Source organism: Litorisediminicola beolgyonensis (assembly GCF_042679605.1).
In the GTDB taxonomy this organism is placed as follows: Bacteria; Pseudomonadota; Alphaproteobacteria; order Rhodobacterales; family Rhodobacteraceae; genus Litorisediminicola; species Litorisediminicola beolgyonensis.
On the sequence record NZ_JBHTMU010000030.1, the window covers coordinates 1 to 24,019 of the forward strand.

The window sequence follows — 24,019 nt, forward strand, 5'->3', positions numbered from 1 at the left end:
CAGGTGCCCCAAGGTCTTCCTCTCGGCCATCGCTCTCGCCGCTATCGTCATCTACTGGCTATGAGTCCTGAGCCTAGGTGGAAAATGAGAAAGGCCCGCCTCTCACGAGGCGGGCCTGACAGATGTCTCATCGTCCGGAGACGGGACGCGGCGCTCAGAGCTTTTCGGTAAGCTCCGGAACGGCCTCGAAGAGATCGGCGACCAGGCCGTAATCGGCGACCTGGAAGATCGGCGCCTCTTCGTCCTTGTTGATCGCGACGATCACCTTGGAGTCCTTCATGCCCGCGAGGTGCTGGATCGCGCCGGAGATGCCGACCGCGACGTAGAGCTCGGGCGCCACGACCTTGCCGGTCTGGCCGACCTGCCAGTCGTTCGGAGCGAAGCCCGAGTCGACCGCGGCGCGCGACGCACCCACTGCTGCACCGAGCTTGTCGGCGAGCTTCTCGATCAGTGCGAAATCCTCTTCCGAGCCGACGCCACGCCCGCCGGAGACCACGATCCCCGCCGAGGTCAGCTCGGGACGGTCGCTTTCAGCCAGCTTGTCGGACACCCAGCTCGACAGCGCCGGATCCTCTCCGGTCGCGACGTCCTCGACCGAGGCAGAGCCGCCGGTGGGGGCCGCGTCGAAGGTCGAGGTCCGCACGGTCAGGACCTTGATCTTGTCCGAGGATTTCACCGTCTGCATGGCGTTGCCCGCGTAGATCGGGCGCTCGAACGTGTCGGCATCGACGACCGAGGTGACGTCGGTCAGGACCATCACGTCCAGGAGCGCCGCGACGCGCGGCAGGATGTTCTTCGCATCCGTCGTGGCGGGGGCAACGATGTGGCTGTAGCCCTCGGCGAGCGAGGCGACCAGCGCCGAGACCGGCTCGGCCAGGCGGTGGCCGTAGAGCGCGTCCTCGGCCACGAGCACCTTCGAGACGCCCTCGATGGTCGCGGCTTCCTCGGCTGCGGCTTTCGCCGATGCGCCGATGGCCAGGACCGTGACGTCGCCGAGCGACTTGGCGGCGGTCACGGCCTTGGCAGTGGCGTCCATCGCCAGCGCGCCGTCGTTGATTTCGGCAAGCAGAAGAACGGCCATCACACGATCCCCTTTTCTTTGAGTTTCGACACCAGCTCGTCGACCGATCCGACGATCTCGCCGGCCGCGCGGGCCTCGGGCTCGGAGGTCTTGACGATCTCGAGGCGCGGCGTGACGTCGACGCCGAAATCGGCGGGCGTCTTCTCGTCGAGCGGCTTCTTCTTCGCCTTCATGATGTTCGGCAGCGACGCGTAGCGCGGCTCGTTGAGGCGGAGGTCGGTGGTGACGATCGCGGGCAGCGAGACCTTGACGGTCTGCAGGCCGCCATCGACCTCGCGCGCGACCGTGGCGCTGTCGCCGTCGATCTCGAGCGTGTTGGCATTGGTCGCCTGGCTCCAGCCCAGAAGTGCCGCCAGCATCTGGCCGGTGGCGTTCAGGTCGTTGTCGATCGCCTGCTTGCCGCAGATGATCAGACCTGCGCCTTCCTCCTCTGCGACCTTGGCGAGGATCTTCGCGACGCTCAGCGGCTCGATATCCTGGTGCACGTCGTCCGCGGCGGTGACGAGAATGGCGCGGTCGGCCCCCATGGCGAGCGCGGTCCGGAGTGTCTCCTGCGCCTGCTTGACGCCGATCGACACCGCGATGACCTCGTCGGCCTTTCCGGCCTCTTTCAGGCGGATCGCCTCTTCGACGGCGATCTCGTCGAACGGGTTCATCGACATCTTGACGTTGGCGAGATCGACGCCCGATCCATCCGCTTTGACGCGAACTTTCACGTTATAGTCGATCACGCGTTTGACGGGCACTAGCACCTTCATTCTTCGCGGTCCTCCTAGTCATGGGGCCCAGCCGCGCTGCGCTCCCGGTCAATCGGTCTCCGGCGTGATATAGGCTCGCGCCGGGTCGCAACAGATCAAAATCGTCACGTCATGGCGTTAGAACGCCGCGTTTTGCGGGGCGCAAGCGGTCGTTCAGTCGCAGATCGCCTGCAGCGCGCGCCATTCGGCGTCGCTGAGAAGCGGCGTGTCGCGCGGGACCGTGGCGCTGGGACGCTCGCGAAGGACCGCGATGCGCTCGGCGGGCTGGGGGTGGCTCAGGAAATAGGCGAGCGGTCCCTCGAGTTGGCCCGAGGTGTCGAGCAGGCGCTGGAACATGTCGATCATCGGCTTGGGTCCGAGCCCCTGCCGCCTCAGGACCGCCTCGGCGAAGACATCGGCGCGGATCTCTGTGGATTTGCTGTGCCGTGCGGCGATCAGCCGATCGGTCAGCAGAAGCACCACGGCGCCGCCCGCGAAATCCCCGAGCACCACGGTGAGGATGCCCACCGTGCCCGCCGAGCGCAGCGCCTCGCGCACGCCGTCGCGGCTGTAGACATGGCCGATCTCGTGGGCGAGCACGCCTGCGAACTCTTCCGGTGTTTCCGCGAGGTCGAGAACCCCGCGCAGCATCAGGATATGGCCGCCCGGAAGGGCAAAGGCGTTGCGCTGGTCGCTCCGCAGGATGCGGACCGAGAGCTCGGAGGGAAGCGCGATCCCGCGCGTCAGTTCCCGCGTCAGATGGTCGAGCGCGGCGCGGCCGTCGGCATTCGTGCACTCGGTGATCTCTCCGCCCGAGGTGGTCGCGAGCGCGTCGATGATGTGGCGGCTCGACATCGCGCCGAGCGCGGCTTCGCCCTTGGGCGGAATGGCATCGGCCAGCCGGTTCGAGAGCTGCGGCACGATCACGAGGATGACCAGAAGGACCGCGGTCAAGGCGCCGAGAAGCCAGACCGTGAGCCGCTTGGCCGAGATCGCGGAGCTGCGCCGGAAGGGCATCGGCAAGTCGGCAAGGAGGCTGCGCTCGGGCAGGTAGAGGCGTCGCGTCCGGCCGCCGACGAGCCGAAGTGCCAAGCCCTCGGTCGCGGCCTGATCGGGCACCTCGCGGATGCGCTCGAGCGGCCAGCGTTCACGGCTGCCATCGGAGAGCTCCATGACCAGAATGCCGTGCTCGCGGTCGAGGCTGATCGCGACCGGGTGCGGAACCGGGCAAACCCCGTCGAAATAGGCGCCGCGCAGGGTCAAAACGAAGCTCCGATATCTAGCGCATCGGCAAAGCCCTCGGCCTCCTCCGGAGCGGCGCGCGGGGTTTGCTTCAGGCGCGCAAGCTCGGAGGTGCCGGTGAGCTGCAGGCGCTCGGCGTAATGGTGATAGATGGGACGGGTGACGAAGGTTGCGCGAAGGGCCGACCACAGGAGGAAGATCGCGAAGTAGAGCGGGACGCAGGCCAGTGCCAGGACGTAAGGCGGCAGGCCCGCGAGGGTGGAGAGATCGACGCCCAGCTTCTCGCCGATCTGGATCAGACGCGGACCGGACTGAAGCGCCACGATCGCGGTGGTGAAGGCCACGGCCGGTGGAAAGACCACGATCAGCGCCAGTGCATAGCCGCGGGCCATGAGGAGAAACACGCGGATCGGCGAGGGATCGAAGCGGAAGCCCAGCGATCCCAGCGATTTGGCTTCGGTCAACCGCGCCAGGGCGGTCACCTGGAAATGCACGAGCCCGTAGGCGAGGACCGCGGCAGCGGCCACGCCGATGACCGTGCCCGCGACGCGGTGGCCGAAGATCACTGTTGTCGCAGCCGCCGCGGCGACGAGGACGCCCACGGCCAGGGGCACCGCCGCGGGGTAGAGCATCGCGACCGATCCACTCTGGCGCAGATGGCCGTCACCGAAACGGGTTCGGTCGGTCAGGAAGCGCTCGAGCACGAAGACGGTGACCGGCATCAAGAGCCCCGCCGACAGGACCGCAAAGGCCCACCAGACCGTCGCCTTGCGCGCATAGGCCAGCGCGCCCTTGTCGAGCCCGAAGGTCACCCCGCGCCAGGCGGTGCGCGTCAGCTTGTAGCGGCGGGCGCGATATTTCGCGAAGAAAAACAGCATGATGAGGCCGCCGCCTGACACGACATAGGCGGGGCCGGTGTTTTGGAAGAGCGTCAGCCCGAAATAGACCAGGATAAGGTTCACGACGCCCACGTAGAGCGCGATCACCACCATCGCGGCGAGAAACCCCATCATCTTCTCTGTGGGGTCGCCGGTATATTCCAGCGGCTGCCCGCCGGGACGGAAAGACGACCAGAGCCAGCGCCTCACGCGCGTCTTCATCCAGAAGCGATAGAGGCCAAGCGTGAAGAGCGTCACGAGGCCCGTCCACATGGTGATGCGGAAGAGCGGGCGGGCGGGGCCGTCGAAGCCCACGCCCATCGGATCGGGATCAGGTGAAGCGGTTGTCTCTAGGGAAGCCGCGGGGGGCCATCCGTCCGGCGGAGGCGCGCTTGCCCTGCCATTCTCCGAGATCGGCTTCGGTTCGCGTGCGTCCGGCGGGGTCGTGCCAGCTGAGTCCGTCCGAGAGTGTGAAGGTGGTCGCATCCGACAGCCCTCCATCCTTGTACTTCTGCAGACGCACACCCTTGCCGCGGCCCATTTCCGGCAATTCGTCCAACATGAACACCAATACCTTGCGGTTCTCGCCAACCACGGCCACCGCGTCGCCCGTCACCGGGCGGATGATCTTCGCCACAGCGGGCGCCTTCACGTTCAGCACCTGTTTGCCCGCACGGGTCTGGGCGACCACCTCGTCCTCGGGCACGACGAACCCGTCACCGGCAGAGGAGGCCACCAGAAGCTTGCGGCCCGGCTGGTGGATCAGGATGTCGACGATCTGCGCCTCGTTCGGCAGATCGACTATGAGCCTGAGCGGCTCGCCCATGCCGCGGCCTCCGGGAAGGTTCGCGGCGGAGACCGTGTAGAACCGCCCGTTCGAGCCGAAGACCAGAAGCCGGTCCGTGGTCTCGGCGTGGAAGATGAAGCGCGGGCCGTCGCCATCCTTGAACTTCAGCTCCGAGCCGAGGTCGATATGGCCCTTCATCGCCCGGACCCAGCCCATCTGCGAGCAGACGACGGTGATCGGCTCGCGCTCGATCATCGCCTCGAGCGGCACTTCTTCAACCTCGCCGGCCTCGGCAAAGGCGGTGAGGCGCTGGCCGCGATGGTAGTCCTTGGTAAAGGCCTTCCGGGTCGCCTTCAGCTCTTCGGAGATGCGCTTCCACTGCAGCGCCTCGCTGTCGAGCAGGTCCTCGAGCCCCGCGCGCTCTTCCATCAGGCGGTCGCGCTCGGCCAGAAGCTCCATCTCTTCGAGCTTGCGCAACGAGCGCAGGCGCATGTTCAGGATCGCTTCGGCCTGGACCTCGGTCAGGCCGAGCCCGTCATCGCTGGCGGGGGCGGGCGGGACGTAATCGCTCTGGTCGGTGGCGCGGACGTGGTCCTTGCCCCAGTCTTCGCGCATCAGCGCGGCTTTGGGGTCGTCGTCGTAGCGGATGATGTCGATGACGCGGTCGAGGTTCAGATAGGCCACGATCAGGCCTTCGAGCACCTCGAGCCGGTGGTCGATCTTCTCCATCCGGTGCTTCGAGCGCCGGATCAGCACCTCGCGCCGGAAATCGAGGAAGGCGCGCAGCACCTCCTTCATCGAGCAGACCTTCGGCGTCACCCCGTCGATCAGCACGTTCATGTTGAGCGAGAAGCGGATCTCCAGGTCCGAGTTCCGGAACAGCATGCCCATCAGCACGTCCGGATCGACATTCTTGGTGCGCGGCTCCAGCACCATGCGGATGTCCTCGGCGCTCTCGTCCCGGATATCGGCGAGGATCGGCACCTTCTTGGTCTGGATCAGCTCGGCGAGCCGTTCGACCAGCTTCGATTTCTGCACCTGGTAGGGGATCTCGGTGACCACGACCTGCCATTGGCCGCGGCCCAGATCCTCGACGTGGTATTTCGCGCGCAGTCGGAAGCTGCCGCGGCCGGTGCGGTAGGCCTCGGCGATGTTCTCGCGCGGCTCGACGATCACGCCGCCGGTCGGGAAATCGGGGCCGGGCACGTATTGCAGGAGCGTCTCATCGCGCGCGTCCGGCGATTTGATCAGGTGCTGGCAGGCGTCGATCAGCTCGCCGATATTGTGCGGAGGGATATTGGTCGCCATGCCGACCGCGATGCCCGAGGCGCCGTTGGCGAGAAGGTTGGGGAAGGACGCGGGCAGCACCACCGGTTCGGTCAGCGTGCCGTCGTAGTTCGGGCGGTAATCGACCGCGTTCTCGTTCAGACCTTCGAGAAGCGCCTCGGAAACGACGGTCAGCCGCGCTTCGGTGTAGCGCGAGGCGGCCGGGTTGTCGCCGTCGATATTGCCGAAATTGCCCTGGCCGTCGACCAGCGGGTAGCGGATGGTGAAGTCCTGCGCGAGCCGCGCCATCGCGTCGTAGATCGCCGCGTCGCCATGCGGATGGTAGTTGCCCATCACGTCGCCGGAGATCTTCGCGGACTTCCGGAAGCCCCCCGACGAGGACAGCCGAAGTTCCCGCATCGCGTAGAGAATCCGGCGATGCACGGGCTTCAGGCCGTCGCGCGCATCCGGTAGCGCGCGGTTCATGATCGTCGAGAGCGCGTAGGTCAGATAGCGCTCGCCGATCGCGCGGCGCAGAGGCTCGGCCACGTCGCGAGGGTTGATATTGGGGTCGCCGGTGATCTCGTCCATAGATGCTGTGATACTCCTGGCGCGAACCTCCGTAAAGCGCGGGCGAAAGAATTTCGGACCTTTTCCGGACCTCCGGCGTTTCAAGTGTGATATTGTCGCGGCGCCGATACCTGCTCTTGGCCGTAGACAAGTAACCGTGTTTCGTAGGGGGATAGACGCATGGCGCGTTTTATGCTGCTGACTTTCGCCTTCTTGGGATGGGCGTTTTATGAGATGAGCGGCGGCTCGGATTTCGAGCCTGGCTGGTACATCGAATCCGCTGAAGCCAAGACCGTCGATCCGGCCGAGATGCCCGCGGTCGAGGTCGCCGAGGATGCAAGCGCCGAGGACCCGGCGCCCATGACCGAGATCGTCGCGCGCGCCGAGACCTCGCCGGAGACCTTCGCCGTCATTCAGACCGCAGCGCCTGCATCGTCCGCGGATGCCGCACCGGTCGTGAAGGCGTCGCTCCGGACCGACGAACCCGCGCCCGAGGCCCAGGGCCTGCGCGTGACGACCCGCAGCACCGCGGCCTCCTTCGACAGCAACGTGGTGATCGGCCGCCGCCAGCCTGCAAACGCGGTCGCAACCTCGACCGGCAGCGGCGATGTGCGTGAAGTTGCGGGCAGCCGCGTCAACATGCGCAACGGCCCCGGCACCAACTTCTCGGTGGTCGACAGCCTCTCGCGTGGCGCTCGGGTCGAGGTGATTGACGAGCCCGGCAACGGCTGGCTGAAGCTCCGCGTCGTGTCGACCGAAGAGATCGGCTGGATGGCCGACTACCTCGTAACCGCGTCGAACTAAGCCGCTTACACGCTGGAGATTTGAGAGCCGGGTGCGCCATCGCGCGCCCGGTTTTTCGTTGCGCCTAACACCAACGGGATATGGCGCGGTTCCCCGGGTCAGGATACATCACTGGCCGCAGAGGCCCGGCTCGTGGGCCATTGTCTTGCGGGACAGTTCGGAATGGCGCATCTCATTGCCTTGTCTGGCCTTCCGGGTGTCGGAAAATCCACCATCGCCGCCGAAGTCGCCCGCGCGCGCCGCGCCTGCTACCTGCGCGTCGACACGGTCGAGCGGGCGTTGGGGGAGAGCGTGCTCGCCATCGCCAAAGCCCAAAACGCGGGCTACCGGGCGATCATGGCGGTGGCCGCCGACAACCTCCGCCTCGGGCTCGATGTCGTGGCCGATACGGTCAATCCGCTCGCTCTGACCCGCGGCTGGTGGCACAAGACCGCGCGCGCCGTGCGGGCAGAGTGCCTTGATGTCGAGATCATCTGCTCCGATCCCGCAGAGCATCGCCGCCGTGTCGAGGCGCGTCGCGCCCGCGATCCGGGGGCGGGCTATCCCGATTGGGCAGCGGTCGAAGCCCGACAATACGACCGGTGGGAGGGCGACCGGCTGGTGCTCGACAGCGCCAGGTTCTCCGCCGAGGATTGCGCCAAGCTGATCCTGTCGGCGCTGTCGGACGATTTCTGAAAGCACGGGGCCCCGCGCCCGGGGGATTGCCCTCGCTGCGCCGACGCGCCATCTCCCGCAGCGATGCGTAAGTGACGGAGTGCCCCCGATGTCCCGAAAATCCCTGCTTATCACCGGCTGTTCCAGCGGCATCGGATACGACGCGGCGAAACTCATGCAGGCGCGGGGCTGGCGCGTGTTCGCCGCGTGTCGCCGGGACGAGGATTGCGCGCGGCTGAGAGAGGAGGGGTTCGAGAGCCCCCTCATCGATTACGAGCGGCCCGAAACCTTCGAGGCGGCGCTGGCCGAGGTGCTGGACGCGACCGGCGGCACGCTCGATGCGGTCTTCCACAACGGCGCCTACGCGATCCCCGGGCCCCTCGAAGACGTGCCGGCGGAGGCGATGCGCGCGATTTTCGCGGCCAATTTCCTGGGCTGGCACGATCTCAACAACCGCATCCTGCCCGTCATGCGCAGGCAGGGGCACGGGCGCGTGGTGCTGAACTCCTCGGTCCTGGGCTTCGTCGGCACGAAATGGCGGGGCGCCTATGTCGCCACCAAGTTCGCGCTCGAAGGCTGGGCCGATGTCCTCAGGCTCGAAATGGCGCCGGAGAACATCCAGGTCGTCCTGATCGAGCCCGGTCCCATCGAGAGCGATTTCCGCAAGAACGCGGTCAAGGCTTTCGAGCGCTGGATCGACTGGGAAGCGAGCCCCCGCGCCGAGGACTACCGCGCGCGCCTGCTCGACCGTCTCTACAAGGGTTCCTCGGGGCGCATGACCTTGCCCGCCCGCGCGGTCTCGGAGGTGCTTTTCACCGCGCTCGACAGCCCGTCACCCCGCGCGCGCTACCGGGTCACGACGCCGACCCACGCCATGGCCGTGGCCAAGCGCCTCTTGCCGCCCGGGGTGATGGACTGGCTGCTCTCCAAGGCGTGATCGCTGCGCCGATCTGACGCCTCGTCTCGACAAGCGCCCCGGCTAGGTGGTAGCGCCCTGTTGAAAGAAGGACCGAAGCGATGATGCAAGACCCCCTGTTCATCCTGATCGCGGTGGTGATGCTCGCGGTCGTCGTGGTGCTGATGCTCGGCATCGGCAGCTTCGCCAAGGGCGGCGAGTTCAACCGCAAGAACGCCAACCGCTTCATGCGCTGGCGGATCATCGCCCAGTTCGTCGCCGTGGTCCTGATCCTGCTTTTCGTCCTGATCCGCCGCGGAGGCTGACACCCCAATGGTCGTTCTGAACAAGATCTACACCCGCACCGGCGATGCCGGAGAGACCGCGCTTGGCGATGGCACGCGGGTGCCCAAGACCTCGACGCGGGTGGTGTCCTACGGGACGGTGGACGAGCTGAACGCGACGCTCGGTCTGGCGCGGCTCCATGCCGAGGGCGATCTGGCCGAGGCCCTGTCGCGCATCCAGAACGATCTCTTCGATCTCGGCGCCGATCTCTGCCGTCCCGACATGGCCAAGGACGGCGAGGCGGGCTACCCGGTGCTGCGCATGGTCTCGGCCCAGACCGACCGGCTGGAGGGCGAGATCGACGCGATGAACGCCCGGCTCGAGCCGCTCCGGAGCTTCATCCTGCCCGGCGGCAGCGCGCTGTCGGCGCATCTCCATCTCTGCCGCACCGTGGCGCGCCGCGCCGAGCGGCACACGCTGGAGCTTGCCGCCGAGGACGAGGTCAATCCCGCCGCGATCACCTATCTCAACCGGCTCTCGGACTGGTTCTTCGTCGCGGCGCGGATCGCCAATGACGATGGCCGCGCCGACGTGCTCTGGGTTCCGGGCGCCAATCGCTGAGGCTGTCATGCAGGTCGATTACGAAGAGCTCGCCCGCGGCATCCGCGGGCTCACCGAAGGCGAGGACGATCCCGTCGCGCTGATGGCGACCCTTGCCTGCGAGATCCACCATTCCGACGACCGCTTCGACTGGACCGGCTTCTACCGTGTGGTCGCGCCGGGGCTTCTGAAGATCGGCCCCTACCAGGGCGGCCATGGCTGCCTGACCATCCCCTTCGAGCGCGGCGTCTGCGGCGCAGCGGCGCGTGAGGCGACGACTCAGATCGTCGCCGATGTCGAAGCCTTCCCGGGCCATATCGCCTGCTCCAGCTCGACCCGCTCGGAAATCGTGCTGCCGGTCTTCGACCGGCACGGCACGGTCATCGCCGTTCTCGACATCGACAGCGACCGCCCCGACGCTTTCACCGAGGCCGACCGCGACCAGCTCGAACCGATCCTGCGCGACGTCTTCGGACGTCTCGGGTGAGTCTCGAAGGCTGGCTCGTCTTCGCGGGCTTCTGGGTGGTTTTCGTGACCTCGCCGGGCCCCAACGCCGTCAACTGCATCCGCAACGGGCTGGCGCTCGGCCTGCCGCGCGCGCTGATCGGCGTGACCGCGATCCTCACGCAATCGGCGCTTTTTCTCGCCCTGTCCGCCGCGGGGATCTCGGCCCTGATCCTGCACGCGCCCGGAGCGCTTCTCATCGCCAAGCTCGCTGGCGCCGCGGTGCTGATATGGCTCGGCATCCGCTCCTGGCGCGCCGCCGAGCGGCCGCTCTCCGGCGGCGACGAGGGGGCCGGGTCCGTCTGGCTGAAGGCCTTCCTCATCGCCACGATAAATCCAAAGAGCGTCGCGGGTTACCTGGCGGCCTTCACCCAGTTCGTGGAGCCTGACCTGCCGATCTCGCGGCAGATGTGGGCGATCGTGCCGACCTCGCTCCTGATCACCGCGACCAGCTATTCGGGCTATACCGCGCTCGGCGCTTGGCTCGGGACACGCGCGCTGGGCGTCGTCGGCCAGACACGCGTGCGGCGTCTTCTGGCGGGATGTTTCCTGCTTTATGGTCTGGCTCTGGGCGCATCTGCGCTGCCATTTGGAGAGATGGAATGATCGACGGTCGCTGCGCCTGCGGGGCGGTCCAATTCACGAGCGAGGCTCAGCCGGTCAATGCCTCGGCCTGCCATTGCGGCATGTGCCGCAAGATGTCCGGGCACGCCTGGGCCTCGGCGCAAGTGCCCTTCGAGAGCCTGAGGGTCACCGGCAATGTGCGCTGGTTCCGGCTCTCCGCCACTGCGGAGCGCGGCATCTGCCCAAGCTGCGGCGCGTTCCTCTTCTGGCGCGGCGATGGCGAGGCCGAGATCAGCGTGGCGCTCGGCGCGCTGGAGGCACCGACGGGCCTCCGGCTCGAGAAACACATCTTCACCGCCGACAAGGGCGATTACTACGAGATCAGCGACGGGCTTCCGCAGTCATGATCGCCGGACTGCCCGATCCGGTCTCGCTCGCGACCTTCCTCGGCGCGGGGCTCGTCCTGAACCTCACCCCGGGGGCGGACGTGATGTTCGCCATGGCCTCGGGTGTGCGCGGCGGATGGCGCGCGGGCGTCGCGGCCGCCGCGGGGGTCAGCGCGGGCTCGATGATCCACGTCACTCTGACCGCCTTCGGAGCCGCGGCGCTCTTCGCCGCTTGGCCGCCGGGTTTCGCGACCCTGCGCTGGGCCGGGGCGGGCTACCTCCTCTGGCTCGCATGGCGCAGTTGGCAGGGCGGCGGCGACGCCGAGACCACGCGCGGCGCGCAAACGCTCGGGCGGGCGGCGCGGCAGGGGCTTGTCACCAACGTGCTGAACCCCAAGGTCGCGCTTTTCGTCCTGGCCTTCCTGCCGCAATTCGCCGATCCCGCGCAGGGACCGGTCTGGAGCCAGATCCTGGTCTTGGGCACGCTCTTCTCGATCACCGGTTTCGTCGTCACCGCCAGCTACGGAGGCGTCGCGGGCCTCCTGCGCGACCGGGTTGCGGCGGCGAAACGCACGCTGGACAGGGTCGCGGCGCTGGTCTTCACCGGACTTGCGCTGCGGCTCGTCTGGACCTGACATCACTCGAAAGGACCGGCACATGGCACGGATCACGCTGCTCGACGGGGGCATGGGACAGGAACTGGTGCGGCGCTCCGGGGATGCGCCGACCGGGCTCTGGAGCACCCGGGTGATGATGGATCACCCCGGGCTCGTCGAGGCGGTTCACCGCGATTACTTCAACGCGGGCGCCACCATCGCCACCGCCAATACCTACGCGATCTTTGCCGACCGGCTCGACCGCGAGGGCCTGGGCGACCAGCTGGCCGATCTGCGCGCCATGGCCATGGCCGAGGCCCGCGCGGCCCGGGACGCGCATGGCTCGGGCCGGGTCGCCGCCGCCATCGGCCCGCTGCGCGGCAGCTATCGGCCCGAGGCCTTCCCCGACCACGACACCGCCGTGACCGAGTACCGCGCCGCGCTCGAGGCGCTCGCGCCCGAGGCCGATCTGGTGATCTTCGAGACCGTCGCGTCGCTTGCCCATGCCCGAGCCGCGCTCGACGCGTCCGAGGACTGCGCGCGCCCAGTCTGGATCGCGGCGACGGTCGATGACGAGGACGGCACCCGCCTGCGCTCGGGCGAGCCCGTCGCGGATCTCGCCCGCGCCCTGAAGGGCCGTCATGCCGAAGCCGCGCTGGCCAATTGCTCGGCGCCCGAAGCGATGGGACCGGCGCTTGGGCTCCTCGCTGAGAGCGGCGTGCCCTTCGGCGCCTATGCCAACGGGTTCGAGCAGATCACCAAGGCCTTTCTTGGCGAGGTCCAGACCGTCGACGTGCTCACCTCGCGGCGCGACATGGGACCCGAGCGCTACGCCGCGATCGCGATGAGCTGGGTCGGGCAGGGCGCGACCATTATCGGCGGCTGCTGCGAAACCGGGCCCGACCACATCGCGGCCATCGCCGCGGCGCTCCGGGCCGGCGGGCACGAGATCGTCTGAGGGCCTTGCAGCGCCGGAGCGCACCTGACAGAGACCGCGACATGTCCGATCGCTACGACCCGCCCAAAGACGAGATCGCGGTGCTGCACGCCGATCACGAGCTGCTCGTTGTCGAGAAACCGGCGGGGCTCCTGTCGGTGCCCGGCAAGGGGCCGGAGCTCGCCGATAGCCTGATCGCACGGCTGGCACAGGCCTTTCCGCAGGTGCTTCTGGTCCACCGGCTGGACCGGGACACCTCCGGCGTGATGGTCTTCGCGCTCACGCCCCATGCGCAGCGCCATCTCGGGCTGCAATTCGAAAAGCGGCAGGTGAAGAAGACCTATATCGCCCGGGTCGCGGGCCGGGTCTCCGAGAGCAAGGGCACGGTGGATCTGCCGCTGATGGTCGACTGGCCGAACCGTCCGCTGCAGAAGGTCGATCCCGAGGGCCGCGCCGCGCTCACCGACTGGCATCGCGTCAAGGCATCGGATGCTGAAAGCCGGATGCGGCTTCTGCCCAAGACCGGCCGCTCCCACCAGCTGCGTGTCCACATGCTGGCGCTCGGACACCCGATCCTCGGCGATCCGCTCTACGCGCCCGACACCGCGCCCGCGTTTCCCCGCATGATGCTTCACGCCGAGGAATTGCGCCTGCGCCATCCCGATGGCGGCGCAGGCCAGGTGTTTCGCGCCAAGGCGCCGTTCTAGGCCGCGCGCCCTTGGCCAGGTGCGGGATGCGTATTTATCGAAAAGAAGAAGCCCAAAAGCGCCTCTTTCGAGCTTCTTCTTTTTCCAAATACGCCGCGCGCGCGTGACGCTATCGAGACGCCCGGCAGGCGCGCGTCAGTCCACGGACCAGCCCGAGACGGCCTTGACTTCGAGGAAGTCGAGAATGCCCCAATAACCGCCCTCGCGGCCATTGCCGGACTGTTTCATGCCGCCGAAGGGCGCGCCCTGCGCGCGGTCTTCGCCGTTCATTTCGACCATGCCGGAGCGCAGCTGCCGGGCGAGGCGGTTGCGCCGGGCGCCGTCCTGGCTCTGGACGTAATTGGTCAGGCCGTAGGGGGTGTCATTGGCGATGGCGACGGCCTCGTCCTCGGTCTCGAAGCGCAGGATGGACAGGACCGGTCCGAAGATCTCCTCGCGCGCGATGGTCATGTCCGGGGTTACGTCGGCAAAGACCGTGGGGCGGACGTAGAAGCCGCGGTTGAGGCCCTCGGGCAGGCCCGGGCCACCGGCGACGAGGCGGGCGCCTTCGTCGATGCCCTGCTGGATCAGGCCCTGGATCTTGTCCCACTGGGTGCGGTTGATCACCGGGCCGATATGGCGGCCCTCTTCCGAGGCCGGACCGACCGCGACCGATTGCGCCACTTCGGCGGCCTCGGCGACGACGCGGTCATAGACCGGCGCCTCGACCAGCATCCGCGAGGGCGCGTTGCAGCTCTGGCCGGTGTTCTGCATCATGTGCAGGACGCCCCGTTTCACCGCCTTCTCGTCGGCATCGGCGAACAGGAGGTTCGCGCCCTTGCCGCCCAGTTCCAGGTGCACGCGCTTCAGCGTGTCGGCGGCGGCCTTTGAGATCAGCTTGCCCGCGCGGGTCGAGCCCGTGAAGCTCACCATGTCGACATCGGGGTGGGCCGAGAGCTGGCTGCCGACGCCCGCGCCGTCGCCGTTGACGAGGTTGAAGACGCCCTTGGGCCAGCCTGCGGCATCGACGCATTCGGCGAAGATCATCGCCGAGAGAGGGCTTTCCTCGGAGGGTTTCAGTACCATCGTGCAGCCCGCCACCGCCGCCGCGCCGACTTTCAGTGCGATCTGGTTCATTGGCCAGTTCCAGGGCGTGATCAGCGCCGCGACGCCGACCGCCTCGTGGATGATGCGGTCCGTCGGCGCATGATCGCCGAGAGGGGCCTCGAACTCGAACTCCTTGGCGGCTTCAAGGAAGCCCTTGAGGTGCCACGCACCGGCGCCCCACTGGTTCTTCCGGGCGAGTTCCATCGGCGCGCCCATCTCCCGGCTCATCGCCTCGGCCAGATCGGCGGAGCGCTCCTTGTAGGCGGCGAGCAGGCGCTCGACGCAGGCGATGCGCTCGGCGGGCGGCGTCGCCATCCAGCCGGGCAGGGCGGCCTTGGCGGCGGCGACGGCGGCGTCGGTATCGGCGGCCCCGCCGAGGGAGATCACCGCAAAGGGCTCTTCGGTCGAGGGATCGATCACCTCGCGGTCCGTGCCCTCGCGCGGGCTGACCCAGGCGCCGTCGATGTAGAAGTCGCGTTTCTCGAGCATGTCGTTCCTCCGCTTGGCGCCGCGACTCGGGTCGGCGGCGCGCCAAAATTTGATCATATTCTGGCGCGGGGGCAGCCCGGTCGCAAGGGGAAGTCAGTCTTGCGCGGCGCGATACCAGGCGATGAGCGCGGCGCGGTCGGCCGCTTCGATGCCGGTCACGTTGCCCGGCGGCATGGCGTGGCTCACCCCGGCCTGCAGGTAGATCTCGCGGGCATGGGCGGCGATGTCGGCCTCGGTCTCGAGATGCACCCCCTTGGGCGCGCGGCGGATGCCGTCCCAGACGGGCTCGCGCGCGTGGCACATCGAACAGCGGCCGAGCACGATGTCCTGCGCCTCGGCGAAGCCCTCGGCCGAGGCGTAGCGGGCCTCGAAGGGAGAGAGCGGGCGGGCGGCGGCGTCCTCGTAGGTCTCGGGCTGACCGAGCGTCGAGAGCCAGGCGATCAGCACGAAGAGTGCGACGGTCACGGCCCAGGTCCAGCTCGGGTTCCCGGCGCGGGCGTGGCGGGTGTTGAAGTAATGCCGGATCGTCACGCCCATCAGGAAGACGAGGCTGGCGATGGCCCAGGAATAGGGCGTCGCGAAGGCCAGGGGGTAGTGGTTCGACAGCATCAGGAAGATGACCGGCAGGGTCAGGTAGTTGTTATGCGTCGAGCGCAGCTTGGCGATCTTGCCGTATTTGGCGTCCGGCGTGCGCCCGGCCTTGAGGTCGGCCACGACGATGCGCTGGTTCGGCATGATGATCAGGAAGACGTTCGCGGTCATGATCGTCGCGGTGAAGGCGCCGAGATGCAGGAGCGCCGCGCGCCCGGTGAAGACCTGGTTGAAGCCCCAGGACATCGCCACCAGCATCGCGAACAGGAGCAGCATCAGGAGCGTCGGGCGGTTGCCGAGCGCCGATTTGCAGAGTGCGTCGTAGATCAGCCAGCCCAGCGTCAGCGAGCCCGCCGAAATCAGGATCGCCTGCCAGAGCGCCAGGTCGGCGCGGGCGCGGTCGATGAGGTACAGCTCTCCGCCCGCCCAGTAGACGATCATCAGGAGCGCCGCGCCCGAGAGCCAAGTGGCGTAGCTTTCCCATTTGAACCAGGTCAGGTGCTCGGGCATCGCTTCGGGCGCCACGAGGTATTTGCGAATGTGGTAGAAGCCGCCGCCATGGACCTGCCATTCCTCGCCATGCGCGCCGGGCGGCAGGTCGGGGGCTTTGCGGAGGCCCAGGTCGAGCGCGATGAAGTAGAAGGACGACCCGATCCAGGCGATGGCCGTCACCACGTGCAGCCAGCGCACCGCGAAGCCCAGCCAGTCCCAGAGTATCGCCAGATCGGCCATCGTCCCGCTCCCTGTCCCTATTCTGTCGGCGAGGCTATGCCGCTTGCCACGGCTTTGCTATTGCCAGAGACGCCTGAACATCATCAAAATTTTCCGAAGAATGTCCTATCTCGAAAACATCCGCACCTTCCTGCGCGTCTATGAATTGGGCAGCATGTCCGCGGCCGGGCGGGATCTGCGCATTTCTCCGGCAGTGACCTCGGCGCGGATGAGCCAGCTCGAGGATCACTTGGGCGTGCGGCTCTTCCAGCGCACCACGCGCAAGCTGTCACCGACCGAGCAGGGGCGGGCCTTCTACTCCGGCGCGCGCGAGGTGATCGCGGCGCTTGAAGCTGCCGAGGCGCAGGTGGCCGAGATCACCGAGAACCCGCGCGGCGCGCTGCACGTCGCGGCCCCGCTCGGGCTTGGGCGACGGCTGGTGGCGCCCTTGGTGCCCGCGTTTCTAAAACGCTACCCGGACGTGTCGGTCCGGTTGCGGCTGAGCGATCGCAAGCTCGACCTCGCGGAAGAGGCGATCGACCTCGCGTTCTTCCTGGGGGTTCCCGAGGACAGCACGTTGAAGATCCGCAAGATCGCCGATTGTCCGCGGGTGCTCTGCGCCGCGCCCGCCTATCTCGACGCGCGGGGCCATCCCCGGTCGGGCGACGACCTGCTGGCGGGCGGGCATGAGTGCCTGATCCTGCGCTTCCCCGGCGCAACCGAGTTCCAGTGGCGGCTCTCCACGCCCGACGGCGTCCGCCGCTTCGCGGTCAGCGGACGGCTCGAGAGCGACGATGGCGATGTGCTGACGGGCTGGGCGCTCGACGGGCAGGGGATCGTGCTGAAACCGGTCTTCGAGGTGGCGCCGCATCTGGCATCGGGCGCGCTGGTCGCTGTCTGCGACGCCACACCGCCCGAGCCCGTGCAGCTGGCCTGTCTCTTCCCGCATACGCGCGGACAGGACCCGAAAGCGCGGCTTTTCATGGATTTCGTGACCGAAGGATTGGCAAGCGCGCTGCGCGGTGTGACCTCCTGAGGCAAATCGGGCAGCCCCGGCTTGCGCGTGGGAGAAGAGTGACCTAGGCGGCAGGCACAGTTTTTTCTGCCCGGAGCCGTCCATGTATCGCCGCGCCTTTCTTGCGTCCGCAACCTCGCTGCTTGCTGTCCCGTTCCTGCCGGGTCGCGCCCGCGCCGCCTTTGCGCCCGAGCCGGGGGAGTGGCGCCGGTTCGAGGTCACGACCGAGCTGCAGCTGCCCGGCGACGCGCCCACCGATCTCTGGGTGCCCTTGCCATTTGCCGAGGGCGAGGGCTGGAACCGGGGCGGCGATCTGCGCTTTGACGGCACCGCCGATCACGTCGCGCAAAAGAGCGATGCCGAGAGCGGCGCCCGCTACCTGCACGCCCATTGGAACGCGGGTGGCCTCCCGCGACAGCTGACCGTCACCGCGACCGTCGAGACCCGCGACCGCGCCGTCGATCTGGGCGCACCGCGCGACATCGCACCGCTCGACGCCGCCGAGCGCGCCCGCCTGACCGCGCCCTCGCGGCTTGTGCCGACCGACGGGATCGTGCGGGAGACCGCGCTTGCGATCACCGAAGGGACCGGCTCCGACCTCGAGGCCGCGCGCGCGATCTACGACTGGGTCGTCGAGAACACCGCGCGCAATCCCGAGACCCGGGGCTGCGGGCTCGGCGATGTCGCCACGATGCTGGAGACCGGCGATCTGACCGGCAAATGCGCGGACCTGAACACGCTCTATGTGGGCCTCGCCCGCGCCGCGGGCCTGCCCGCGCGTGACGTCTACGGCCTGCGCGTCGCGCCCTCGCGCTTCGGCTACAAGAGCCTCGGCGCCGGGTCCGAGATCGTCACCAAGGCGCAGCATTGCCGCGCCGAGGTCTGGCTGTCGCAGTTCGGCTGGGTGCCGGTCGATCCGGCGGATGTGCGCAAGGTCATGCTGGAAGAGGTCGAGGGCGGCCTCGCGCTCGACACGCCCAAGGTCGAGGCCGCGCGCGAGACGCTCTTCGGCGCCTGGGAGGGCAACTGGATCGCCTATAACAGCGCCCATGACCTCGACCTGCCCGGCGCAGGCGCCGATCCGGTCGATTTCCTGATGTATCCCGAGGCCGAGATCGGCGGCGTCCGGCAGGACGCGCTGTCGCCCGACAGCTTCGCCTACACGATCGCCGCGCGCGAGCTCTGATCAGCTGCCGCGATAGGTCGAGAACCCGTAGGGCGAGAGCAGGAGCGGGACGTGGTAATGCGCGTCCCCGTCCGCCATGCCAAAGCGGATCGGCACCTCGTCGAGAAAGAGCGGCTCGGCTCCGGCCTGCCCGCTGGCGCGCAGATAGTCGCCCGCGTGAAAGGTCAGCTCGTACTGGCCGGGGGCAAAGGCCTCCTTGGGCAGGATAGGCCCGTCTGTCCGGCCATCGGCGTTGGTCTCCATCTCCGCAAGACGCGTCCGCTCGGACCCGCTGATCCGGTCGAGCGTGATCTTCAGCCCCGCCGCGGGCACGCCCTGCGCGGTGTCGAGTACATGGGTCGTCAGGTATCCGGCCATTTCGCCCTCCCGGTTTGCCCCGTCTTTGTGCAGACACGCGCCCTCGGGCGCAAAACCATTGCCATCGCATAGTCCTTCGCATCTTTTTTGAAAACCCGCGCAGGGTCGGGCGGTTACAACGACAAGAACAGGAGACCCGAGATGACCCGTTATCCCCGCGACTTGACCGGCCACGGTCAGACCCCTCCCGATCCGAACTGGCCCGACGGCGCGAAGATCGCCGTGCAGATCGTGCTGAACTACGAAGAGGGCGGCGAGAACAACGTGCTCCACGGGGATGCCGCTTCTGAGGCGTTCCTGTCCGAGATCACCGGCGCCGCACCCTGGCCGGGCCAGCGGCACTGGAACATGGAGACGATCTACGAATACGGCGCCCGCGCCGGGTTCTGGCGGCTCCACCGCATGCTCGGGCACCTGCCGATCACCGTCTACGGCGTCGCCACGGCGCTCGCCCGCGCGCCCGAACAGCTTCGCGCGATGCAGGAGGCGGGCTGGGAGATCGCGAGCCACGGGCTCAAATGGATCGAGCACAAGGACATGCAGCCCGAAGAAGAGCGCGCCCAGATCCGCGAGGCGATCCGGCTGCACGAAGAGGTCACCGGCGCGAAACCGCGCGGCTGGTACACCGGGCGCTGCTCGATGAACACCATCGACCTGGCGGCCGCCGAGGGTGATTTCGCCTATATCGCAGACAGTTACTCCGACGAGTTGCCGTACTGGATGAAGGCCGGGGGCAAGGATCAGCTGATCGTGCCCTACACGATGGATTGCAACGACATGCGGTTCGCGATCCAGGCGGGCTTCACCGAAGGCGGCCAGTTCGAGCGCTATCTCGTCGACAGTTTCGACACGCTCTACGCCGAGGGTCAGGACGGCGCGCCGAAGATGATGTCGATCGGCCTGCATTGTCGGCTGGCCGGGCGTCCGGGACGCGCGGCGGCGCTGAAGCGCGCGCTCGACCACATGGCGGCGCATGAGGGCGTCTGGTTCGCGACGCGCCTCGAGATCGCCGAGCATTGGGCCGCGACGCATCCGCCCTCGCAGAGGCCGCGCCCCTCCGACATGGACCGCGCGACATTCGTCGACGCCTTCGGCGGGATCTTCGAGCACTCGCCCTGGATCGCCGAGCGCGCCTTCGAGCGCGAGCTTGGCCCCACCCATGACACCGCGCTCGGCATCCACTCCGCGCTGGCGCGCGTCTTCCGGACCGCCAGCGAGGACGAGCGCCTGGGCGTTCTCCGCGCCCATCCCGACCTCGCGGGCAAGCTGGCCGCGGCGAAGCGGCTGACGGCGGAGTCGACCGCCGAACAGGCGAGCGCCGGGCTCGACGCCCTGACCGATGCCGAGCGCGCGCGCTTCACCGAGCTCAACAGCGCCTACACGGTCAAGTTCGGTTTCCCGTTCATCATCGCCGTCCGCGATCACGACAAGGCGGGCATCCTCGCTGCCTTCGAGCGCCGCCTCGAGAACGACCGCGCTGACGAGTTCGCCGAAGCCTGCGCGCAGGTCGAGCGCATCGCCGAGCTGCGCCTGGTCGAGAAGCTCGGGGCATGACGCGCCGGATCACGCCCGAGCCCCTGACCGCCGAGGCCTTCGCCCCCTTCGGCGAGGTGCTGGAGGCCACGGGCGCGCCGGACAGGATCATCAACCAGGGGCTCTGCGGGCGCTACCACGATTGCGCGACGCTGGATTTTACCTCGGGCCGCGCCGGGATCAGCCTCTTCAAGGCCGATCTCCGCGCGCGGCCCTACCGGCTCGAGATGGTCGAGCGCCATCCCGAGGGCAGCCAGGCGTTTCTGCCGATGGACCCGGAGCCGTTCCTGGTGATCGTCGCGCCCGACGAGGGCGGCGTGCCGGGGGTGCCGCGAGCCTTTCTCACCGCACCGGGGCAGGGCGTGAACTTCGCCCGCGGGACATGGCACGGCGTCCTGACGCCGCTCGCGGGATCGGGGCTCTTCGCGGTGATCGACCGGATCGGGGAGGGCGCGAATCTCGAGGAACACTGGTTCGAGGAGCCCTTCTTCATCGACTGAGCGCTCGGGACAGGGCGCGAGACCTCCAACAGGGACAAGGAGACACGCGACATGACGGACACATCCATCGGCACACCTGACCAGCTCAGGGACCCGAACTACCTGCCGCCGCTGGTCAAATCGGTGCCGCTCGGCATCCAGCACGTGCTTGCGATGTTCGTGTCGAACGTCACGCCCGCGATCATCGTCTGCGGCGCGGCGGGCTTCGGTTTCGGGTCGAACAGCCCCGACTTCCCGCAGATGCTCTACATGATCCAGATGTCGATGTTCTTCGCGGGCATCGCCACGCTGATCCAGACCATCGGGATCGGCCCGGTGGGCGCCAAGCTGCCCATCGTGCAAGGCACCTCCTTTGCCTTCATCCCGATCATGATCCCGCTCGTCGCGGGCAAGGGCGTGGACGCCATCGGCATCCTCATGGGCGGGATCGTGGTCGGCGGCCTCTTCCACGCCTGCCTCGGCTTCTTCATCGGGCGCATCCGCTTCGCGCTGCCGCCGCTCGTGACCGGGCTCGTGGTGACGATGATCGGACTGGCGCTCGTCCGGGTCGGCATCCAATACGCGGCGGGTGGCGTGCCCGCCATCGGGACCGAGGAATACGGCTCGCTCCAGAACTGGTTCGTGGCGCTGGTCGTGATCGTCGTGACGCTGGGCCTCAAGTTCTTCACCCGCGGGATGCTCTCGGTCTCGGCGGTGCTTCTGGGCCTTGTCGCGGGCTATCTCGTGGCGATCCCGCTCGGCATGGTGAATTTCGGCAATATCGGCCGCGCGGCGCCGCTCGCCCTGCCGGATTTCGGGCATTTCGGCTTCGAGTTCTCCATCGCCGCGATCATCGGCTTCTGCCTGATGGGCTTCGTCTCGGCGGTCGAGACGGTGGGTGACGTTTCGGGCATCACCAAGGGCGGCGCGGGCCGCGAGGCGACCGACAAGGAGATCCAGGGCGCGACCTTTGCCGACGGTGTGGGCACCGCCGTCGCGGGGCTCTTCGGGGCGCTGCCCAACACCTCGTTCAGCCAGAATGTCGGCCTGATCGCCATGACCGGCGTGATGAGCCGCCATGTCGTGACCATCGGCGCGGTCTTTCTGATCCTCTGCGGGCTGGTGCCCAAGGTCGGCGCGGCGATCTCGACCGTGCCGATCGAGGTTCTGGGCGGCGGTGTCATCGTGATGTTCGGCATGGTCGTCGCGGCGGGCGTGTCGATGCTCTCGGATGTCAGTTGGACCCGGCGCAACATGGTGATCTTCGCGATCTCGCTGTCGCTGGGCCTCGGGCTGCAGCTCGAACCGGGCGCGCTGCAATATGTGCCGGGCACGCTCAAGGTGCTCCTGACCTCGGGCATCCTTCCCGCGGCGTTCCTCGCGATCGTGCTGAACCTGCTTCTGCCCGAGGATCTGCCCGGCGAGGCGACCGAGGAGATCTCGGGCGGCATGGCCTCGCATGGTGCGAAGCCCGCGAAGTAACGCCCTGCGATGAAACGAGAAGAGCCTGCCCGGGCGATCGGGCAGGCTCTTTCATTTGGCGGGGGGGAAGCGTCAGAGCGACAGGCGCGGCAGGCGGTTCACGTCCTTGTAAAGCAGGTAGCGGAACCGTCCCGGGCCGCCCGCGTAACAGGCCTGCGGGCAGAAGGCGCGGAGCCACATGAAATCGCCGGCCTCGACCTCGACCCAGTCCTGGTTCAGCCGGTAGACCGCCTTGCCCTCGAGAACGTAAAGCCCGTGCTCCATCACATGGGTCTCGGCAAAGGGGATCACGCCGCCCGGCTCGAAACTGACGATGGTGACATGCATGTCGTGGCGCAGATCGGCGGGATCTACGAAGCGGGTGGTGGCCCAGCGGCCCTCGGTCCCGGGCATCGGCGTCGGCGCGATGTCCTGTTCGTTCAGGACCAGAGGATCGGGCAGCTCCAGCCCCTCGACCCGTTCATGCCGCTTCCGGAACCAGTGCAGGCGGGCGGGCGCGTCGCCTTTCGCGGTGATCGACCACGCGCAACCGGGCGGGATGTAGGCATATCCGCCGGGCACAAGCTCATGCGTGGCGTCACCGAGCTGAACCAGGACCGCACCCTCCATGACGAAGAGCACGGCCTGCGCCTCGGCGTCGGTCTCGGGCCGGTCCGAGCCGCCGCCCGGCGCGATCTCGAGGATGATCTGCGCGAAGGTCTCGGCGAAACCCGAGAGCGGGCGGGCGATGACCCAGGCCCGCGTGTCGCGCCAGAAGGGGAAGGCCGATGTCACGATATCCCTGAGACAGCCTTTCGGGATCACCGCATAGGCTTCGGTGAACATGGCGCGGTCGGTCAGAAGCTGATCCTGACCGGGATGCCCGCCATGCGGTGCGTGATATCGTGGCATTGAAGAAAATCCGTCTTGTTCGGCGACTTGGCCAGTATGCAGCGACGGGATCACCGCCGCCAGCACCGGCGCGGCAACAGGTGCCTTCGGTTTCAGGCGAAAATCGGACGGGTCAGTTTTTGGCGGAGAGATCGCGCAGGTCGCGCAGCTTTTCCAGCGGCTGCAGACCGCGATCATACGCCGATTCGAGACTGCCGATCACCGCGTCGACCAGCGGATCGGCCGGCGAGCGCTTGAGGATCCGTGCCGCGCTGCCCACGGTGGACAGAAGATTGCCCATCGCATGCACCGCCTCGCCGAGTGCCGCCCGGGTCTCGTCCAGAGCGGCCAGTTCAGGGCGCTCGTTGGCGTTCGCGGGATGGCGCACGGGATCGGAATGCTGCGAGATCGCGAGCAGGTTCATGACCGTTCCGTCGGGTTCGGGCAGCGGGTAGATCGCGATGGTCCAAGGCGTCTCGCCCATCATCTCTTCCAGCGACACGCTTTGCCCGGAGAACGCGGTCTCGAGAGCGGCTTCGATCCGGTGGCGGGACGTGCCCTCCCACAGATCGGCCCAGCGGCGATTGCAGAACTGTTCGGCGGTCAGGCCGACCAGATGCAGCCCGCGCCGATTCACGTGCCGGATGACGCCATCGCGGTCGATCGTCTTCACGCATAGCTCGGAGTGATCCGACAGCAGATCGAGCATCTGCATGACCGAATCGGG

At 67.8% G+C, this 24,019-nt stretch carries 26 protein-coding genes; 16 read left to right on the top strand and 10 right to left on the bottom strand.

Going from position 1 to position 24,019, the window contains the following annotated elements; genetic code table 11:
- Positions 1-154: 154 nt before the first annotated feature.
- From ACFQ4E_RS14890 to ACFQ4E_RS14910, 5 genes are all read right to left on the bottom strand, one after another.
- Positions 155-1,081, bottom strand: coding sequence for an electron transfer flavoprotein subunit alpha/FixB family protein (locus tag ACFQ4E_RS14890; protein WP_386804904.1), 927 nt, complete (start codon positions 1,079-1,081; stop codon positions 155-157).
- Positions 1,081-1,839 (bottom strand): electron transfer flavoprotein subunit beta/FixA family protein, encoded by a 759-nt coding sequence (locus tag ACFQ4E_RS14895; RefSeq protein WP_386804905.1) that lies wholly within the window; start codon positions 1,837-1,839, stop codon positions 1,081-1,083. Before ACFQ4E_RS14895 ends, ACFQ4E_RS14890 begins: the two co-directional genes overlap by 1 nt.
- A gap of 153 nt (positions 1,840-1,992) precedes the next feature.
- Complete coding sequence (locus ACFQ4E_RS14900) at positions 1,993-3,081, bottom strand: M48 family metallopeptidase (RefSeq protein WP_386804907.1); 1,089 nt, start codon at positions 3,079-3,081, stop codon at positions 1,993-1,995.
- Positions 3,078-4,259, bottom strand: a complete 1,182-nt coding sequence (locus ACFQ4E_RS14905; RefSeq protein WP_386804909.1) for a DUF898 family protein — start codon at positions 4,257-4,259, stop codon at positions 3,078-3,080. Before ACFQ4E_RS14905 ends, ACFQ4E_RS14900 begins: the two co-directional genes overlap by 4 nt.
- A 10-nt stretch (positions 4,260-4,269) precedes the next feature.
- Complete coding sequence (locus tag ACFQ4E_RS14910) at positions 4,270-6,582, bottom strand: DNA topoisomerase IV subunit A (RefSeq protein WP_386804911.1); 2,313 nt, start codon at positions 6,580-6,582, stop codon at positions 4,270-4,272.
- 159 nt (positions 6,583-6,741) lie between these two features.
- On the opposite strand from ACFQ4E_RS14910, the gene ACFQ4E_RS14915 reads away from it, so the two are divergent.
- The 11 genes from ACFQ4E_RS14915 to ACFQ4E_RS14965 all read left to right on the top strand — a co-directional run bounded on the left by ACFQ4E_RS14915 (position 6,742) and on the right by ACFQ4E_RS14965 (position 13,493).
- Positions 6,742-7,365 carry an SH3 domain-containing protein gene (locus ACFQ4E_RS14915; RefSeq protein ID WP_386804913.1) on the top strand — a complete coding sequence of 208 codons (624 nt, stop codon included), beginning with the start codon at positions 6,742-6,744 and terminating at the stop codon, positions 7,363-7,365.
- Between the two features lie 162 nt (positions 7,366-7,527).
- On the top strand, positions 7,528-8,040 hold the full coding sequence (locus tag ACFQ4E_RS14920) for an AAA family ATPase (RefSeq protein WP_386804915.1): 513 nt from the start codon (positions 7,528-7,530) through the stop codon (positions 8,038-8,040).
- 88 nt (positions 8,041-8,128) lie between these two features.
- The gene (locus ACFQ4E_RS14925) at positions 8,129-8,956 is read left to right on the top strand and encodes an SDR family NAD(P)-dependent oxidoreductase (protein WP_386804917.1); all 828 of its coding nucleotides are present in this window, start codon (positions 8,129-8,131) and stop codon (positions 8,954-8,956) included.
- An 80-nt stretch (positions 8,957-9,036) separates the two neighbouring features.
- Positions 9,037-9,240, top strand: a complete 204-nt coding sequence (locus tag ACFQ4E_RS14930; RefSeq protein ID WP_386804919.1) for a twin transmembrane helix small protein — start codon at positions 9,037-9,039, stop codon at positions 9,238-9,240.
- Between the two features lie 7 nt (positions 9,241-9,247).
- Entirely contained in the window at positions 9,248-9,820 is a 573-nt protein-coding gene (locus tag ACFQ4E_RS14935; protein ID WP_386804921.1) for a cob(I)yrinic acid a,c-diamide adenosyltransferase, read from the top strand.
- Positions 9,821-9,827: 7 nt separating this feature from the next.
- Positions 9,828-10,286: a GAF domain-containing protein gene (locus ACFQ4E_RS14940; RefSeq protein ID WP_386804923.1), complete on the top strand. Its 459-nt coding sequence runs from the start codon at positions 9,828-9,830 to the stop codon at positions 10,284-10,286.
- Positions 10,283-10,909, top strand: a complete 627-nt coding sequence (locus tag ACFQ4E_RS14945; protein WP_386804925.1) for a LysE family translocator — start codon at positions 10,283-10,285, stop codon at positions 10,907-10,909. The genes ACFQ4E_RS14940 and ACFQ4E_RS14945 overlap by 4 nt, the downstream gene beginning before the upstream one ends.
- Complete coding sequence (locus ACFQ4E_RS14950) at positions 10,906-11,274, top strand: GFA family protein (RefSeq protein WP_386804927.1); 369 nt, start codon at positions 10,906-10,908, stop codon at positions 11,272-11,274. The genes ACFQ4E_RS14945 and ACFQ4E_RS14950 overlap by 4 nt, the downstream gene beginning before the upstream one ends.
- Entirely contained in the window at positions 11,271-11,888 is a 618-nt protein-coding gene (locus ACFQ4E_RS14955; protein WP_386804929.1) for a LysE family translocator, read from the top strand. Before ACFQ4E_RS14950 ends, ACFQ4E_RS14955 begins: the two co-directional genes overlap by 4 nt.
- Positions 11,889-11,910: 22 nt before the next feature.
- Positions 11,911-12,807: a homocysteine S-methyltransferase family protein gene (locus ACFQ4E_RS14960; protein WP_386804931.1), complete on the top strand. Its 897-nt coding sequence runs from the start codon at positions 11,911-11,913 to the stop codon at positions 12,805-12,807.
- Between the two features lie 41 nt (positions 12,808-12,848).
- Positions 12,849-13,493 carry a pseudouridine synthase gene (locus ACFQ4E_RS14965; RefSeq protein ID WP_386804933.1) on the top strand — a complete coding sequence of 215 codons (645 nt, stop codon included), beginning with the start codon at positions 12,849-12,851 and terminating at the stop codon, positions 13,491-13,493.
- Positions 13,494-13,628: 135 nt separating this feature from the next.
- On the opposite strand, the gene ACFQ4E_RS14970 is transcribed toward ACFQ4E_RS14965, so the two are convergent.
- Entirely contained in the window at positions 13,629-15,068 is a 1,440-nt protein-coding gene (locus tag ACFQ4E_RS14970; protein WP_386804935.1) for an aldehyde dehydrogenase family protein, read from the bottom strand.
- Between the two features lie 93 nt (positions 15,069-15,161).
- Positions 15,162-16,391, bottom strand: a complete 1,230-nt coding sequence (locus ACFQ4E_RS14975; RefSeq protein WP_386804937.1) for a urate hydroxylase PuuD — start codon at positions 16,389-16,391, stop codon at positions 15,162-15,164.
- Between the two features lie 100 nt (positions 16,392-16,491).
- Here ACFQ4E_RS14975 and ACFQ4E_RS14980 point away from each other — a divergent pair, with 100 nt between their 5' ends.
- Complete coding sequence (locus tag ACFQ4E_RS14980; protein ID WP_386804939.1) at positions 16,492-17,406, top strand: LysR family transcriptional regulator; 915 nt, start codon at positions 16,492-16,494, stop codon at positions 17,404-17,406.
- Positions 17,407-17,488: 82 nt separating this feature from the next.
- Entirely contained in the window at positions 17,489-18,571 is a 1,083-nt protein-coding gene (locus ACFQ4E_RS14985; protein ID WP_386804941.1) for a transglutaminase-like domain-containing protein, read from the top strand.
- Here the strand turns inward: ACFQ4E_RS14985 and uraH are convergent, their stop codons facing one another.
- Positions 18,572-18,928, bottom strand: a complete 357-nt coding sequence (uraH, locus tag ACFQ4E_RS14990) for a hydroxyisourate hydrolase (protein WP_386804943.1) — start codon at positions 18,926-18,928, stop codon at positions 18,572-18,574.
- A gap of 141 nt (positions 18,929-19,069) precedes the next feature.
- Here uraH and puuE point away from each other — a divergent pair, with 141 nt between their 5' ends.
- Genes puuE through ACFQ4E_RS15005 form a run of 3 tightly spaced genes read left to right on the top strand, consistent with a single transcriptional unit; the run spans position 19,070 to position 22,422 of the window.
- Positions 19,070-20,482 carry an allantoinase PuuE gene (gene puuE / locus ACFQ4E_RS14995; protein ID WP_386804945.1) on the top strand — a complete coding sequence of 471 codons (1,413 nt, stop codon included), beginning with the start codon at positions 19,070-19,072 and terminating at the stop codon, positions 20,480-20,482.
- Entirely contained in the window at positions 20,479-20,961 is a 483-nt protein-coding gene (locus ACFQ4E_RS15000) for an ureidoglycolate lyase (RefSeq protein ID WP_386804947.1), read from the top strand. Before puuE ends, ACFQ4E_RS15000 begins: the two co-directional genes overlap by 4 nt.
- A gap of 51 nt (positions 20,962-21,012) precedes the next feature.
- Positions 21,013-22,422, top strand: coding sequence for a uracil-xanthine permease family protein (locus tag ACFQ4E_RS15005; RefSeq protein WP_386804949.1), 1,410 nt, complete (start codon positions 21,013-21,015; stop codon positions 22,420-22,422).
- 72 nt (positions 22,423-22,494) lie between these two features.
- Here ACFQ4E_RS15005 and ACFQ4E_RS15010 read toward each other — a convergent pair whose 3' ends face one another.
- On the bottom strand, positions 22,495-23,313 hold the full coding sequence (locus ACFQ4E_RS15010; protein WP_386804951.1) for a bifunctional allantoicase/(S)-ureidoglycine aminohydrolase: 819 nt from the start codon (positions 23,311-23,313) through the stop codon (positions 22,495-22,497).
- A gap of 112 nt (positions 23,314-23,425) precedes the next feature.
- Positions 23,426-24,001 (bottom strand): PAS domain-containing protein, encoded by a 576-nt coding sequence (locus ACFQ4E_RS15015; RefSeq protein WP_386804953.1) that lies wholly within the window; start codon positions 23,999-24,001, stop codon positions 23,426-23,428.
- Between the last annotated feature and the right edge of the window lie 18 nt (positions 24,002-24,019).

Coding starts and splice junctions, on each gene's coding strand:
- ACFQ4E_RS14890 (WP_386804904.1), bottom strand. CDS start 1,081: ATGGCCGTTCTTCTGCTTGCCGAAATCAACGACGGCGCGCTGGCGATG.
- ACFQ4E_RS14895 (WP_386804905.1), bottom strand. CDS start 1,839: ATGAAGGTGCTAGTGCCCGTCAAACGCGTGATCGACTATAACGTGAAA.
- ACFQ4E_RS14905 (WP_386804909.1), bottom strand. CDS start 4,259: ATGGGCGTGGGCTTCGACGGCCCCGCCCGCCCGCTCTTCCGCATCACC.
- ACFQ4E_RS14910 (WP_386804911.1), bottom strand. CDS start 6,582: ATGGACGAGATCACCGGCGACCCCAATATCAACCCTCGCGACGTGGCC.
- ACFQ4E_RS14915 (WP_386804913.1), top strand. CDS start 6,742: ATGGCGCGTTTTATGCTGCTGACTTTCGCCTTCTTGGGATGGGCGTTT.
- ACFQ4E_RS14920 (WP_386804915.1), top strand. CDS start 7,528: ATGGCGCATCTCATTGCCTTGTCTGGCCTTCCGGGTGTCGGAAAATCC.
- ACFQ4E_RS14925 (WP_386804917.1), top strand. CDS start 8,129: ATGTCCCGAAAATCCCTGCTTATCACCGGCTGTTCCAGCGGCATCGGA.
- ACFQ4E_RS14930 (WP_386804919.1), top strand. CDS start 9,037: ATGATGCAAGACCCCCTGTTCATCCTGATCGCGGTGGTGATGCTCGCG.
- ACFQ4E_RS14935 (WP_386804921.1), top strand. CDS start 9,248: ATGGTCGTTCTGAACAAGATCTACACCCGCACCGGCGATGCCGGAGAG.
- ACFQ4E_RS14940 (WP_386804923.1), top strand. CDS start 9,828: ATGCAGGTCGATTACGAAGAGCTCGCCCGCGGCATCCGCGGGCTCACC.
- ACFQ4E_RS14950 (WP_386804927.1), top strand. CDS start 10,906: ATGATCGACGGTCGCTGCGCCTGCGGGGCGGTCCAATTCACGAGCGAG.
- ACFQ4E_RS14955 (WP_386804929.1), top strand. CDS start 11,271: ATGATCGCCGGACTGCCCGATCCGGTCTCGCTCGCGACCTTCCTCGGC.
- ACFQ4E_RS14960 (WP_386804931.1), top strand. CDS start 11,911: ATGGCACGGATCACGCTGCTCGACGGGGGCATGGGACAGGAACTGGTG.
- ACFQ4E_RS14965 (WP_386804933.1), top strand. CDS start 12,849: ATGTCCGATCGCTACGACCCGCCCAAAGACGAGATCGCGGTGCTGCAC.
- ACFQ4E_RS14970 (WP_386804935.1), bottom strand. CDS start 15,068: ATGCTCGAGAAACGCGACTTCTACATCGACGGCGCCTGGGTCAGCCCG.
- ACFQ4E_RS14975 (WP_386804937.1), bottom strand. CDS start 16,391: ATGGCCGATCTGGCGATACTCTGGGACTGGCTGGGCTTCGCGGTGCGC.
- ACFQ4E_RS14980 (WP_386804939.1), top strand. CDS start 16,492: ATGTCCTATCTCGAAAACATCCGCACCTTCCTGCGCGTCTATGAATTG.
- ACFQ4E_RS14985 (WP_386804941.1), top strand. CDS start 17,489: ATGTATCGCCGCGCCTTTCTTGCGTCCGCAACCTCGCTGCTTGCTGTC.
- uraH (WP_386804943.1), bottom strand. CDS start 18,928: ATGGCCGGATACCTGACGACCCATGTACTCGACACCGCGCAGGGCGTG.
- puuE (WP_386804945.1), top strand. CDS start 19,070: ATGACCCGTTATCCCCGCGACTTGACCGGCCACGGTCAGACCCCTCCC.
- ACFQ4E_RS15000 (WP_386804947.1), top strand. CDS start 20,479: ATGACGCGCCGGATCACGCCCGAGCCCCTGACCGCCGAGGCCTTCGCC.
- ACFQ4E_RS15005 (WP_386804949.1), top strand. CDS start 21,013: ATGACGGACACATCCATCGGCACACCTGACCAGCTCAGGGACCCGAAC.
- ACFQ4E_RS15010 (WP_386804951.1), bottom strand. CDS start 23,313: ATGCCACGATATCACGCACCGCATGGCGGGCATCCCGGTCAGGATCAG.
- ACFQ4E_RS15015 (WP_386804953.1), bottom strand. CDS start 24,001: ATGCTCGATCTGCTGTCGGATCACTCCGAGCTATGCGTGAAGACGATC.